Annotated in this window: 11 protein-coding genes and 1 tRNA gene; 6 read left to right on the forward strand and 6 right to left on the reverse strand. The window is 66.3% G+C overall.

Annotated features, from left to right (window positions below; all coding sequences use genetic code 11):
- Window positions 1-155 precede the first annotated feature (155 nt).
- Window positions 156-228: transfer RNA gene (locus tag FY251_RS05860), tRNA-Gln, on the reverse strand.
- A 132-nt stretch (window positions 229-360) separates the two neighbouring features.
- On the opposite strand from FY251_RS05860, the gene FY251_RS05865 reads away from it, so the two are divergent.
- Together FY251_RS05865 and FY251_RS05870 are read left to right on the forward strand one after the other, a co-directional pair.
- Entirely contained in the window at window positions 361-933 is a 573-nt protein-coding gene (locus tag FY251_RS05865; protein WP_042663601.1) for an IMP cyclohydrolase, read from the forward strand.
- A 47-nt stretch (window positions 934-980) separates the two neighbouring features.
- Window positions 981-1,640, forward strand: coding sequence for a metallophosphoesterase (locus FY251_RS05870; RefSeq protein ID WP_148413866.1), 660 nt, complete (start codon window positions 981-983; stop codon window positions 1,638-1,640).
- Window positions 1,641-1,668: 28 nt separating this feature from the next.
- On the opposite strand, the gene FY251_RS05875 is transcribed toward FY251_RS05870, so the two are convergent.
- Window positions 1,669-3,015 (reverse strand): tryptophanase, encoded by a 1,347-nt coding sequence (locus FY251_RS05875; RefSeq protein WP_148413867.1) that lies wholly within the window; start codon window positions 3,013-3,015, stop codon window positions 1,669-1,671.
- A 238-nt stretch (window positions 3,016-3,253) separates the two neighbouring features.
- A complete protein-coding gene (locus FY251_RS05880; RefSeq protein ID WP_148413868.1) occupies window positions 3,254-4,432 on the reverse strand; it encodes an aspartate kinase in 1,179 nt (392 codons plus the stop codon).
- A gap of 187 nt (window positions 4,433-4,619) precedes the next feature.
- Here FY251_RS05880 and FY251_RS05885 point away from each other — a divergent pair, with 187 nt between their 5' ends.
- A complete protein-coding gene (locus FY251_RS05885) occupies window positions 4,620-5,048 on the forward strand; it encodes a hypothetical protein (RefSeq protein WP_148413869.1) in 429 nt (142 codons plus the stop codon).
- A gap of 162 nt (window positions 5,049-5,210) precedes the next feature.
- On the forward strand, window positions 5,211-6,020 hold the full coding sequence (locus FY251_RS05890) for a ZIP family metal transporter (RefSeq protein WP_148413870.1): 810 nt from the start codon (window positions 5,211-5,213) through the stop codon (window positions 6,018-6,020).
- 122 nt (window positions 6,021-6,142) lie between these two features.
- On the opposite strand, the gene FY251_RS05895 is transcribed toward FY251_RS05890, so the two are convergent.
- Both FY251_RS05895 and FY251_RS05900 read right to left on the reverse strand, forming a co-directional pair.
- Window positions 6,143-7,270, reverse strand: a complete 1,128-nt coding sequence (locus tag FY251_RS05895; RefSeq protein ID WP_148413871.1) for an NADH:flavin oxidoreductase — start codon at window positions 7,268-7,270, stop codon at window positions 6,143-6,145.
- Between the two features lie 138 nt (window positions 7,271-7,408).
- Complete coding sequence (locus FY251_RS05900; protein WP_148413872.1) at window positions 7,409-8,995, reverse strand: DNA-directed DNA polymerase II small subunit; 1,587 nt, start codon at window positions 8,993-8,995, stop codon at window positions 7,409-7,411.
- 78 nt (window positions 8,996-9,073) lie between these two features.
- On the opposite strand from FY251_RS05900, the gene FY251_RS05905 reads away from it, so the two are divergent.
- Window positions 9,074-9,913: a S26 family signal peptidase gene (locus FY251_RS05905; protein ID WP_187367348.1), complete on the forward strand. Its 840-nt coding sequence runs from the start codon at window positions 9,074-9,076 to the stop codon at window positions 9,911-9,913.
- Between the two features lie 42 nt (window positions 9,914-9,955).
- Here the strand turns inward: FY251_RS05905 and FY251_RS05910 are convergent, their stop codons facing one another.
- A complete protein-coding gene (locus FY251_RS05910; protein ID WP_148413873.1) occupies window positions 9,956-11,665 on the reverse strand; it encodes a Cdc6/Cdc18 family protein in 1,710 nt (569 codons plus the stop codon).
- A 1,476-nt stretch (window positions 11,666-13,141) separates the two neighbouring features.
- Between FY251_RS05910 and FY251_RS05915 the strand changes: the two genes are divergently transcribed.
- The gene (locus tag FY251_RS05915) at window positions 13,142-13,783 is read left to right on the forward strand and encodes an Era-like GTP-binding protein (RefSeq protein ID WP_042663592.1); all 642 of its coding nucleotides are present in this window, start codon (window positions 13,142-13,144) and stop codon (window positions 13,781-13,783) included.
- Window position 13,784 lies beyond the last annotated feature (1 nt).

Below are 13,784 nucleotides of genomic sequence, written 5' to 3' on the forward strand. Positions count from 1 at the left end.
TTTCGCGGCCCGTACCGTCCGTATTCGTGAGTCTGAGTGTCTGGAATCAAAAACTCCACTCGAAACGGCCCCCTTTGGTTTCCGAGACCTACCCCTCCGTTTCAACTGGAGAGCGGGGGACGGCGCGGCCTCGTCGAGAGTAGAACGCTGAGAAGTAGTCCCACCAGGATTCGAACCTGGGTCGTTGCCCCCAGAAGGCAACAGGATTGGCCACTACCCCATGGGACTTCGCATCAGTTCGTACTTCGCGGGTATTTGTAAACGTTGCGTGTCGATTCCGCCGTGGGATTTCGTCGCACGGCGACGGACAGACGTGCATAAACCGCCAACTATTTGCCCCTATTCTATCCACTGTCGTGTATGTACGTCGGACGTTTCGTCGTCGTTGGCCCCGGAATCGGTGCGTATCGCGTCTCCTCTCGGTCCTTCCCGAACCGACAGGTCGTCGACCGGGACGACGCCCTGACCGTCGGACCGACGCCCGACGCCCCCGAGACCGACAACCCCTACATCGCCTACAACTGCGTCCGCGAGGGCGGCGACTACGTCGTCGTCGGCAACGGCTCGCAAGTCGACCCCATCGCGGAGAAACTCGACCTCGGCTACCCGCCGCGGGACGCCCTCGCGGAGATTCTGCTCGCGCTCGACTACGAGAAGGACGACTACGACACCCCCCGAATCGCTGGCGTCGTCGGCGACGACGAGGCCTTCATCGGCATCGTCCGCAGGGACGCCCTCGTCGTGGAAGCCGTCACCGAACCCACGCTCGTGGCGACCTACGAGGAAGACGACCCCCGCGCGTTCGACCTCGACGCGGAGACCGCCGCCGACGCGGCCCGCGAACTCTACGACCACGAGTTCGAACACGCCGTCTGCGCCGCCGCCGCGACCGTCGGCGACGCCGTCGAGACCGCCTTCTACAACGGCGAGTAGTTCGGCTCGGCCCGAGATTTTTCAGCCGCGCACCCGTACACCGAGCCATGCGTCTGGGCGTCATCTCGGACGTGCACGGGAACCTCCCGGCACTCGACGCGGTGCTCGAATCGATGCCGCCGGTGGACCGATTGGTCTGCGCCGGCGACGTGGTCGGCTACAACCCGTGGCCCGAGGAGTGCGTGTCCGAACTCGCCGAGCGGGACGTGCCGACGGTCTCGGGGAACCACGACCGCGCGGTCACGTCGGGGACCGGCTTCCGCTTCAACAGCATGGCGGCCGCGGGCGTCGACTACGCCCGCGACGCGCTGTCGCCGTCGTCGATGGAGTGGCTCTCCGCGCTCCCGAACACGCGGCACGTCGCCGACGGGCGGGTCAAACTCGCCCACGGCCACCCCAACGACCCCGACCGCTACACCTACCCCGACGACTTCTCGCCGGCGCTCCTCGACGGCGAGGACCTGCTGGCGTTGGGCCACACCCACGTGCAGGGCCACCGAATCTACGACGACGGAATCGTGCTGAACCCCGGGAGCGTCGGCCAACCCCGCGACGGCGACCCGCGGGCGGCCTACGCGGTCGCCGACCTCGACGCGATGGAAATCGAGGCGGAGCGCGTCACCTACGACATCGACCGCGTCGCAGAACGCGTGCGCGAGGTCGGCCTGCCGGAGCGGCTGGCGAGTCGGCTGTACGAGGGGAAGTAGAGAAAAGCGAGTAGCTATCCCGAAGCCGTCAGTTCGACACCGGTTCGAGCCGCGCCGAGAAGTGCCGAAGCTCCTTCATCGGCGGCTCCGCGACGATTTCGAGGCCGCCGTACTCGTCGGCGGAGTCCATCACCCTCGCGGCCGTCTCGGCGACGTGTTCGAGGTGTTCGCGGCTGTAGGTGCGCCGCGGGAGCGCGAGGCGCACGAGGTCCGGGCGATCCGTGCCGGGGAACGCGAAGCCGCCGAGTTCGACGCCGCGGACGCCGCCTTCGAGGTAGAGCGCGCAGACGAGTTGCTGTCCGGGGAACTCGTCTTTCGGGATGTGCGGGAACACCTCGCCGGCGTCGAGATAGACCGCGTGACCACCCGTCGGCTGGTAGACGGGGACGCCGGCCTCGACCAGCAGGTCGCCCAGTTCGGCCACCTGCTCGACGCGGTCGGACACGTACGGCGGCGTGACGGCCTCGCGGAGGCCGACGGCCATCGCCTCGATGTCGCGGCCCGAGAGGCCGCCGTAGGTGGGAAAGCCCTCGTAGAGGATGGCGCGCTGTTTCGCGTGTTCGAACACCGTCTCGTCGCGCATCGCGGCGAACCCGCCGATGTTGACGAGCGCGTCCTTCTTGCCGGACATGGTGACGGCGTCGGCGTGTTCGAACTGCGCGCGGGCGATTTCGGCGACCGAGTGGTTCTCGTAGCCCGCCTCGTGGGTCTTGATGAAGTGGGCGTTCTCGGCGAACCGGCAGGCGTCGATGACGAACATGGCGTCGATGTCGCGGGCGAACTCGGCGGTGGCGCGGATGTTCGCCATCGAAACCGGCTGGCCGGCGACGGAGTTGTTCGTGATGGTGAGGACGACGACGGGAATCGCGTCGGCACCGACCTCCTCGACGAGCGCGTAGCCCGCGTCGATGTCGAAGTTACCCTTGAACGTCTCCGTGGAGTTGGGGTCCCGCGAGGCGGGCGACGGGCAGTCGACCGGTTCAGCGCCCTGGTTGACGACGTGGGCGCGGGTCGTGTCGAAATGTGAGTTGTTCGGCACCACGTCGCCGTCCTCCAAGAGGACGCCGTAGAGGACGTTCTCCGCGCCGCGGCCCTGATGGGTCGGCACGACGTGCTCGAAGCCCATCACGTCGCGGACCGACTCCGCGAGTCGGGCGAACGACTCGCTCCCGGCGTAGGCCTCGTCGCCGCGAATCATCGCCGCCCACTGCTCTGCGGACATGGTGCCCGTCCCCGAGTCGGTCAGGAGGTCGATGTACACGTCGCGGGCGTCGAGGTTGAACGCGTTGTAGCCGGCGCGTTCGAGGGCGGCCTCGCGCTCCTCGCGCGAGGGGAGTTCGATGGGCTCGACCATCTTCGCCTTGTACGATTTCATGCCCGCAATAGGCCCGCGAACGTGAAGTAATCGGCAGGCAGAAAATCGAGGGACGACGCCCGGTTTTCGGCGCTCGTGGACGGGACTGTACATCGGTGTCGTCGGCTGGTCGGCCGTCGCCACGAACCGCCACGAACCGACCTCGGCGGCCGTCGCGTACTCCCGGACGGTGGGCGTCGCTGGCGGGGACGCGAGCGCGCGAAAATAGATTCGAACCGAGTTGCGGGGCGGGGCCGGCTCAGAACTCGTTTTGGATGATGCCGAGCGTCTCCTCGCGGTCGTCCCACGCCACGAAGATGGCGACGGAGGTCGCGGAGGTGATGGCGTCGTGGATGTTGATGCCGGCGTCGGAAAGCGGCTGGACGATGTCGAGGATGACGCCGGGGCGGTTCGGAAGTTCGCCGCCGGTGACGCGGACGACGGCGATGTCGTCTTCGACGGTGACCGACGACAGCGCGTCGTCGGCGACGACGCGGTCGTGGAGGACGGCCTCGGCCCGGTCGGAGTCGTCTTCGAGGACGTAGAACGTGATGGAGTCCATCCCGGAGGCGACCGAGTCGACGTTGATGTCCTCCTCTCGGAGCGCCGTCGAGAGGTCCGCGAGGATGCCCGGTCGGTTGCGAATCGCCCGCCCGGCCACGGTGAGACACGCGAGCGGCTCTTCCTGCATGTCGATGAGGTTGTGGAACTCCCCTTCGATGAGCGTCCCGCCGGTGAGCAGGTCGCCGTGCTGGTAGTGGACGACCCGAACGTCGAGCGCCGCGTCCTTGTACGACAGCGCCGACGGCGCGACGACCTCGGCCCCGCGGAACGAGAGGTTCCGAAGCTCGTCGACGGTGATGCGGCCGACGTTGCGCGCGCCTTCGACGACGCGCGGGTCGCCGGTCATGACGCCCTCCACGTCGGTCACGATGACGACCTCGTCGGCGTCCATGTAGTTGCCGAGCATCACGGCGGAGGTGTCGGAGCCGCCGCGGCCGAGCGTCGTGATTTCGCCGTCGTGGTTCTGCGCGAGGAAACCGGTGATGACCGGGACGACGCCGTCGAGTTCGGCCGCGAGCTTCGCGGCCCGCTCTCTCGTGGCCTCGACGTCGACCTCGCCGAGGTCGTTCGTGATGACCGGCCACTCGTCGGTGCCGGGTTCGACGAACAGGGCGTTGACGCCGCGGGCGGCCAGCGCCGCCTTGAGCATGCGCACGCTGGTCCGCTCGCCCATCGAGACGATTTCGGCGCGGTCGCGGTCGTCGGCCTCGAACTTGATCTCGTCGAGGAGGTCGTCGGTCGTCGAGCCCATCGCGGAGGCGACGACGGCGATTTCGTGGCCGTGTTCGACGGCCGCGGCGATGGAGTCCGCGGCGCGGTTGATTCGGTCGCCGCTACCGAGCGAGGTGCCGCCGAACTTCGCGACTACGCGCATCGTCCCTCCGGTGCGTCGCGTCGCTTCGGGGCTTCGTTGGTAAACATGCGAGGGGCTAACGCGGGGGGACGTATAACTATGTCCTCCGATTCAACCGTTGCCGTCACCCGCGAATCCGGCGCTGAGACGGCCCGTACCGCCGCCTCGCGGGCGGAGATTTATCACCGAAGCCGCGGAACGTTCGGGCATGGATGTCAGAGACGCCGTGGACGCCGACGCCGAGGCGCTGGCCGCCGTCGCCGACGCGCCGGTACGGGCGATGCGGCGGCTGATACGTGACCGGACGGTTCGCCTCGCCACCGCCGACACCGGCTCGGACCCCCACGCCGACGCGCCGGCGGACGACGAACCGGTGCTCGGGTTCGTCGGCTTCGACGTCCGAGACGGTGTCCTCCACGTCACCCGACTCGGCGGGACCGAGACGGCGGTGCGGCGACTGCTCGAAGAGCCGCTCCGCTTCGCCAGCGCGGAAGACCTACCGGTCGAGGTGCTCGTCCTCGAATCCGAGACGCCGCTTTGCGACGCGGTCGAGCACGTCGGCTTCGACCGGGTCGGCCACGGGCCCCGGTTCGAGGGGTCGCCGACGGTCCGGTACGTCCTCGACGAGACGGGGTAGCCCGGTCCCCCGCGGGCCGCGACCACTCGACTCGCACCCGCCGTCCCGACCGACGCGGGTGGCGCGGGCGACGAGAACCGACGGAGAGAATACATACCCCCCGCTCGTTTGGTGGCCCATGACCGACCGACACGGAAACCGACCGCCGGGAGTGAGACGACCGTGACCGCGGTCGAAGAACTGTTCGTCTCGCTCGCGGGGTCGAACCCCGTGATGCAGGGCCTTCTCGGCGGTATCGTCATCGCCGGCATGAACATGCTGGGCGCGCTTCTCATTCTCGTCTGGCGCGACCCCTCGAAACGGTCGCTCGACACGCTCCTCGGCTTCGCTGCCGGCGTCATGCTCGCCGCGAGCTTCACGAGCCTCATCCTCCCCGGCATCGAGGCGGCGGACGGGAGTCCGATTCCCGTCCTCGTCGGCTTCGTCGTCGGCGTCGTCGTCCTCGACCAAGCGGACCTGTGGATTCCGCACGTCCACATCCTCGTGACCGGCAAGACCCGGACGGACGCCCCGGAGACGGAGACGAAGATGGCCTCGGTCATCCTGTTTATCGTCGCCATCACCATCCACAACATGCCCGAGGGCCTCGCCGTCGGCGTCGGCTTCGGCTCCGGCGACCTCGGAACCGCCATCCCGCTGATGCTCGCCATCGGCATTCAGAACATCCCCGAGGGGCTCGCCGTCTCCATCGCCGCGGTCAACGCCGGGCTTCGGAACACGACCTACGCGACGTTCGCGGGCATCCGCGCCGGCCTCGTGGAGATTCCGCTCGCCGTCTTCGGCGCGTGGGCCATCCAGTACGCCGCGGCGCTGCTCCCCTACGCGATGGGGTTCGCCGCCGGCGCGATGCTGTTCGTCATCTCCGACGAGATCGTCCCCGAGACGCACTCGAACGGAAACGAGCGCGTGGCGACCTTCGGGACGATGGTCGGCGTCGTCGTGATGCTCTACCTCGACGTGACGCTCGGGTAGTCGAATCGAGTCAGCGCGTCCGAATACGGCGACCGTCGAGGAGCCGCGAAACGAGAGTTCGAGTGGAAGCGAAGGGGTTCGGTGGTCGGGTCAGCGTCAGAGAGTCCGGCGTCGAGCGCGCGTCAGTCGTCCGCGAGCGGCGGCTCGGACGGCACCTCGTGGTCCGAGAGCCCGGCGGTCGGCGCGAGGAACTTCGTCGGCTCGAACGCGTCGAGGTCGTCGCCGGCGGCCACGCGCGCCGGCCAGTCCGGGTTGGCGAGCGCGCTCGTCCCCAGCGTAAAGAGGTCCGCGCCGGCGTCGACGGCGGCCCGCGCCGCGTCCGGGTCGCCGAGTCCGCCGTTGGCGATGACGACCGTGTCGTCCGCGACGTACTCGGCGGCGGCCTCCGCGAGCGAGGGGCCGTCAGCGCCGAAGGTCGGGCTCGTCGCGTCGGTCTCGGTCGCGTGGACGTAGTCGGCTCCGGCCGCCGAGAGCGCCTCGAAGAAGACCGCGGCCGCCTCTTCGCCCTCGGGCCACTCGTAGTCGCCGTCGGTCACTTTCTCCTGCGAGACGCGGACGCCGACGACGAACTCCTCGGGGACCGCGTCGGCGACCGCCGAAAGGACCTCCGCGGGGAACTTGACGCGGGACTCGGGTCCGCCGCCGTACTCGTCGTCGCGCCGGTTCGCGTCGGCCGCGAGGAACTCGTTCAGCAGGTAGCCGTTCGCGCCGTGGAGTTCCACGCCGTCGAAGCCGGCCTCGGCCGCGTTCGTCGCCGCCCGCACGAAGCCCTCGCGGGCGGTTTCGAGGTCGGCCTCGTCCGCCGCCTTCGGAACGGCGAACTCGCCGCTCCCGCCGTAGGCTTCCGCCTTCTCGCCGTCGGGTTGGACCGCGGAGGGCGCGAGCGTCCGGTCGCCGTCGAGGTGGGGGTTCCCCTGCGACTGCGCCCCGGCGTGCATCAACTGCGCGAAAATCGGCGTCCCGACTTCGTGGACGGCGTCCGTGACGTTCGTCCACGCCTCGACGTGGTCGTCGGTGACGAGCCCCGGCTGGTTCAGGTAGCCCTGACTGTACGCGTCGTCCGTGTAGACGCCCTCGGTGACGAGAAAGCCGAAGCCGCCGTCGGCGAACTTCCGGTAGTAGTGGGCCATCTCGTTGGTCGCAAGGCCCTCGTCGGTGGCGCTGATGCGCGTCATCGGTGCCAGCCCGACTCGATTGGAAAGCGACAGGTCGTTCAGGCTCGTCGCGTCGAACAGCGCGTCGTCGGTCATCACCGGTTCTGTGTGCGTCGCGGGTAAAAAGCGACGGCGGAATGGTCCCGACCGCCGCACATCCGGCGTGCTATCAGGGAGCATACTGTCGGGAGAGCGGTCGCTGAGTCGAACGGTCGTCAGTAGTGAACGGCCGGCTCAGGAGAACTTCCGAACCGTCATGTTCAGCGTGTCGAGGTCGACGATGGGCGCGTAGCCGGCGTCGGGGTCGATGTTGACGGATTTCTGGAAGTCGGTCTGGGCCTGCCAGCAGCCGGAGTTGACCGCGAGGACGTTGTGGTACTTGCCCCAGCCGAGCTTGTGGACGTGGCCGGTGTGGAAGATGTCGGGCACGTCCTCCATGACGAGGTAGTCGAGTTCCTCGGGCGCGAGGCGGGTGTGGCCCCCGAACTGCGGCGCGACGTGGCGCTTTTTCAGGAGCTGGTACATCGCCTTGTGCGGCTCGTCGTAGCTCGCCTTGTCCGCCGGCAGTTCGGCGATGACCTCGTCGAGCGAGACGCCGTGGTACATGAGCACGTTGACGCCTTCGAGGGTGACCATCGAGGGGTTGCTCGTGATGCGGGCGTCGTGGGCCGACATGATACCGCGGAGTTCGTCGTCGAAGCCGGGTTGCGGCTCCGCGAGTCGGACGGCGTCGTGGTTGCCCGGAATCATCACGATGTCGAGGTCGCCGGGCACCGATTTGAGGTGCTCGGAGAACGCCTCGTACTGCTCGTAGATGTCGATGACGTCGAGTTCCTCGTCCTGATTCGGGTAGACGCCGACGCCCTCGACCATGTCGCCGGCGATGAGGAGGTACTCGATGCGCTCGGCTTCCTCGGTGTGGAGCCAGTCGGCGAAACGGTTCCACGCGTCGGCCATGAACTCCTGGCTGCCGACGTGTACGTCCGAGATGAGCGCCGCCTGCACGTCCCTGTCGGCGGTGTTTTGGCGATGGCTCCGCGGCACGTCGGGGAAGTGCAGCGAGTCGACGAAGAGGATGCCCGCGTCGCCCGACAGCGTCCCCTGGACCGCGATACACTCGTCCATGAGGAGCTCGTCGACGTAGCCGGCGATGTCCTTGTCCTTCATCACGAGACAGGGGAACGTCCCCGTCGTGTCTTCGAGGTCGATAATCCAGTGGCCGCTCTTGGTTGACCGGACGTCGTCGACGAGGCCGATGAGTTCCGCGTCCTCGCCGCCGGACATGTTCGAGATGGCCTTCGCGGGGCGGTGGTTGACGCGCCCGCGGAGCATCTTCGAGAGCTTCTCGTAGCGGTCGCGGAACACCTTCACGAAGTCGCCGTACTCGCCGGTCCCCGTCGACTGACCGGTCATGTCGTTGGCGATTTCGAGGGACCGAAGCGATGGGTCGACGTTCCGCCCGGCCGGTCCGCCCTTCGCTTCAGCTGGAGCTGATTGAGCGGTGTGGTCCGCGTCGTCGCGCGATGTTGCAGCGGAAACAGGGGGGTCGGGGGCGGCGGCGGTATCGGATACGGCGGCGTCCGCGGCGGCCGACCCCGTCGATTCGGTTCCCGGCGGGTCCGCGGCGGGGGCGGAGGCGAGCACCTCACGGACGTGGTCGGCGGTGATGCGAAGCGCGTCGTCCGGAACGGCTTCGACGACGCGGGCGAGGGTCCGGCCGGGGTCGTCGGAGCCGGCGATGAGGGTCACGGCCTCGCGTTCGGCGTTGTAGCCGCGACCGACGAGCGCCCGGACGATGCGCGCCGGCGTCTCCAGTGGCACACCCGGAGTGCGCGACACGCGGCAAAAAGGATGCCGAAACCCAGAACGTTGAAACCCGGTCCGGGTAAACTGGGAGTGATGAGTGACGACGACGGTCGCCCGCCCGCCCCCGACTCGCGGCGCGGTCAAGCCTCCGACGAAGGCGTTCTAACTCGGCTCCGGACGGCAGAGGAGGGGCCGCTTATGTTCGTCCGCGAAGTCCTGACGAGCGCGCTCGCCGTGTTGGCCGTCGGGTTGCTCCTGTTCGCGGTGAGCGGCGTGTGGCCGCCGATGGTCGCCGTCGAAAGCGGGAGCATGGAACCGCACATGCAGAAAGGCGACCTCGTGTTCATCACGGGGCCGGAGCGATACGCCCCCGACTCGGCGGTCGAGGGGACCGCCGTCGTCACGGCCGAGGCGGGCGCGGAAGTCGACTATCGGAAGTTCGGCGGCCCCGGCAGCGTCATCGTCTACGACGACCCCGGCGCTGGCGGCCCCCCGATTATCCACCGGGCGATGCTCTGGGTCGAGGAGGGCGAAAACTGGTACGACAGGGCGAACCCCGAGTACATGGCCGCCGACAACTGCCGGGAACTCGCTAACTGCCCCGCCGAGTACGACGGCTTCATCACGAAAGGCGACAACAACCCGCGGTACGACCAGGTGAGCGGCATCGCCGACCCGGTCCGCCCCGAGTGGGTCCAGGGCGTCGCGCGAATCCGCATCCCGCTTCTCGGGTGGGTCCGGCTGACGCTCGCCAACTCGATGGCGACGACGACGCCGGTCGCGCCCGCCCCCGTCGAGTACGTCGACGCGACGACGATGGAGACGACGGCTCCCGACGTGTCGACGACGAACGCGGCGGGAGGCGACGCGCCGGCGACGACGGCACCGCTTCAGGTCGAAGCGTCGCCGAGCGCCAACGCGCTCGCGGCGTGACGCGGAGACAGTAAAAGAGTCGGACTTCGCGGATTTCGTTCTTCAGTTGTCGAACCGCGCCTGTACGAACGGCTGTGCGCTCTCGATGTCGCCGAGTCGGGAGTCCGTCAGCAAAACGGCCTCGGTCTCGTCGATGGGGACAGAAAGGCTGATTTCCTTGGTCCGGCCGTACCGGCCCTTCGAGACGACGACGGCGTTGACGATGCCGAGCATGTCGAGTTCCGAGATGAGGTCGGTGACGCGGCGCTGGGTCAGCACGTCGGCGTCGATCTCCTCGCAGAGGCGCTTGTAGATGTTGAACACCTCGCCGGTGTTGATGTTGCGGACACCGTTTTTCTCCAGGAGGATGATGGCGAAGAGGACGATTTTCGACTGTGTGGGGAGAGTACGGACGACTTCGACCACTCGGTCGAGTTCGATTTTGTCCTGCGCCTGCCGGACGTGGGCCTCCTCGACGGTGTCGGCCTGCCCGCGCTCCGCGAGTTCGCCGGCCGTGCGAAGCAGGTCGAGCGCGCGCCGGGCGTCGCCGTGTTCCTGCGCGGCGAACGCGGCGCACAGCGGAATCACGTCGTCGGTGAGCGCGCCGGGCTTGAACGCCACGTCGGCGCGGTGCTGGAGGATGTCGCGGAGCTGGTTCGCGTCATAGGGCGGAAAGACGATTTCCTCCTCGCCGAGGCTCGACTTGACCCGGGGGTCGAGAAAATCGGTGAACTTCAGGTCGTTCGAGATACCCATGATGGAGATGCGGGAGTTGTCGAGTTCGGAGTTCATCCGCGAGAGGTTGTACAGCGTGTCGTCGCCCGACTTCTCGACCAGTTTGTCGATCTCGTCGAGCATGATGACGACCACTCGTTCCTTGTAGTCGACGGCGTCGAAGAACGTCGTGTAGACGCGGTCGGTCGGCCACCCGGTCATCGGCACCGTCTCCATCTCGTCGGCGTCGTCGTCGAGTTCCGCCGCGCGCTCGTCTAGCTCGGCGATGGAGTCGTAGGGCGTGTCTTCGAGGGCGTTGGGGTCTTCCGTCGCCCGCGTGCGCATCTCGTCGAGGCGCTCCTGTTCGGCCTCGATGCGCTCGACGTTCTTCTCGATGAACTTGTTGGCGAGTTGGGCGAGCACGCGGTACTGCGTGTCTGTCACCTCGCAGTTGATGTACTCGACCTCGCAGGGCACGTCGTACTTCTGGGACGTGGATTCGAGCTCCTGACTGACGAACTTCGCGCTCGCGGTCTTGCCGGTCCCGGTCTTCCCGTAGATGAGGATGTTCGACGGCGTCTCCCCGCGCAGGGCGGAGACGAGAATCGTCGCCATCTGGTTTATCTGGTCGGTCCGGTGGGGGAGTTCGTGCGGGGTGTACGACGGGCGGAGGACCTCCTTGTTCTCGAAGATCGGCTCGCCGGCGAGGAGGTCGTCGAACAGTCCCTTCGACCCCTCGTCGTCGTTGAGCACGACCTTGTCCAGACCGACGTCGGGGTCTTTGTGCTGGTCGAGGTCCTCGTCGGGCGCGTCGGCGTCGGGGCCGATGCTCGCCTGAATGTCGATGTCTTCGGGGGACACGTCGTCCCCGCCGTCCTCGGGGGACACGCTGTCTTCGGAGGATACGTCGTCCGCGACGGAAGCGCCGTCGGCAGACCCATCGCCGTCGGACGTGTCGGTACTCGGTACACCGGAGTCGGCGTCCGCGGCTGTGTCGTCCGACGTGCTGTTCCCGGCTCCCTCTCGTGTGCCGTCTCGCGGATTCTCTTCCTCGTCCATCGTGAATACCCCTCTGTTTCAAGTGGAATTGTCGCCCCGAATCGGCGCATTGGGTGCGTGAAGCCGGAGATAGTCGGCATTTTCACATCACGCCGAAGAAGGCGATTCCAGATGATGCAAAGGAACCAAACGAACAGTCGGTACAAAAATCTTACTTCTCCGACTCGTCCGCCGTCGTTCGACCGGAACTCGGAGGGACAGGACCGTTTCAACACGAACAACCACGATACCACGAACGTCTCCGAAACCATCAGACGTGACGGTTGTAGTGGAGTGGGTAGTCCGTTGAGTGACGAGAGTGGTCCGTTGGGTGACGGGAAACGAGTAGACGAATGCGCGGGGAGCGAGTAAGTAAACACGCAGGGGCGACTAAGTGAACCCTCAGTTTCGGAGTAACCGAGCGACCAGATGAAGAAGACACGTGGGCGAAGTTGAGCAGTCACGTGGGCGAAGTTGAGCGGTCGATCGAGAGTCCTCTCGAACCACGGCGGAGCGAACGAAGACGCGTCGAGTCGAAACGGGTCGGGCGCTCCGAGCTGCGCTCGGCTTCGACCGATAGTTCCGAGTTGAGTCCGCGGTCCACGCGAACCGACAATCGGAGGCAGTTCGAGTGGAACCCAGCACGGGGAGAGTGCCCGACGAGAAAAATCGGTTGTTCGAACCCCTCCGTTTCGTGTGGAAACGCCAAAAATGCGATTTCCCAGAAATCGGTCGATAGGACGGTTCTCGACTCTGTCTAACCCCTTCGTTTCCTGTGCAATTAAGTGGCGCTTTCCAGTTCGACGGGAAACGCCTGGGTGGCGATTCCCCCACACCCCTTCGTTTCGGGTGGAGTTAAGAATCGGTGGGGAGGGGGTCTCGGCGGTCATTGAATAGAGATGGTTTTATGTTGGATGGCTCCTAACCATATCCGTAGTAGAGAGAAAGCCGATATTATTACACCGGCCTAGGGTTCAATTAACATCCGACCGCCGTCTAGCGGTTCCCCCCACCCACCCCTTCGAGCCGTTCCACCCGAAACGAAGGGGTGGGGGTGTCCCCACGCGAGTCGCTCGCGGGCACAGAACGTGTCAACCGTATCGAATGGCAATCGCTACCGAGGAGGCGGGTTGTGTCGGGTCGACGTGGCGTCTTCAGAGCTGGTCAGCACGATTCGAGAGATTCTCTGCGGATTCGAGATTCAGCGCTCGAAGTATGTTCGAACTACGCACGTGTACGCCCAAAGTAACAACCAAGAGAACGCGGTATCGATTTCTCCCGCCCTCGTTTCGGCTGTCGACACGCCGTAACCGACCGCCGGGCTCCCGATTGCACCGTTTGAGTCCGTCGAATCGGACTGACCGTCGTCGCCGACGTTCCTTTCTGTCGTTTTGTCGCCCACGTGACTGGTGTCTGACGTAGTGCTTAAGTGAGTCCGGTTGGGTGATACCTCCATACGCCCTCCACGACGCGTTCGGGAGGTGCGGGAGGCCCAGGATGGGACTGCTCACAGATTTAAGAGACAGCATCTCACGAGTCGTCGACCGGCTCTTTTCGGAGAGCGAGCCGAAGCGGATCGGTATATATGGCCCGCCCAACGCCGGGAAGACGACTCTCGCAAATCGCATCGCCCGTGACTGGACCGGTGACGCCATCGGTCCCGAGAGCCACATCCCTCACGAGACTCGCCGCGCCAGGCGGAAGGAGAACGTCGAGATCGAGCGGAACGGCAAGAAAGTCACCATCGACATCGTCGACACGCCGGGTGTCACGACGAAAGTCGATTACAAGGAGTTCCTCGAACACGACATGGAGAAGGACGACGCCGTCCGCCGGTCCCGCGAGGCGACCGAGGGAGTCGCCGAGGCCATGCACTGGCTCCGCGAGGACGTCGACGGCGTCATCTACGTGCTCGACAGCACGAAAGACCCGATATCGCAGGTCAACACGATGCTCATCGGCATCATCGAGAGCCAGGACCTGCCCGTGCTCATCTTCGCGAACAAGATCGACCTCGAAGAGTCGAACGTCGAGCGCATCGCGAACGCGTACCCACAGCACGAAACAGTCGAGTTGTCGGCGCTCGAAGGTGAGAACATGGACGAAGTGTACGCCAAAATCGCGGAGTACTTCGCGTGAT

Origin of the sequence: Haloferax sp. KTX1, assembly GCF_902410085.1 — an archaeon.
GTDB classification, from domain to species: domain Archaea; phylum Halobacteriota; class Halobacteria; order Halobacteriales; family Haloferacaceae; genus Haloferax; species Haloferax massiliensis.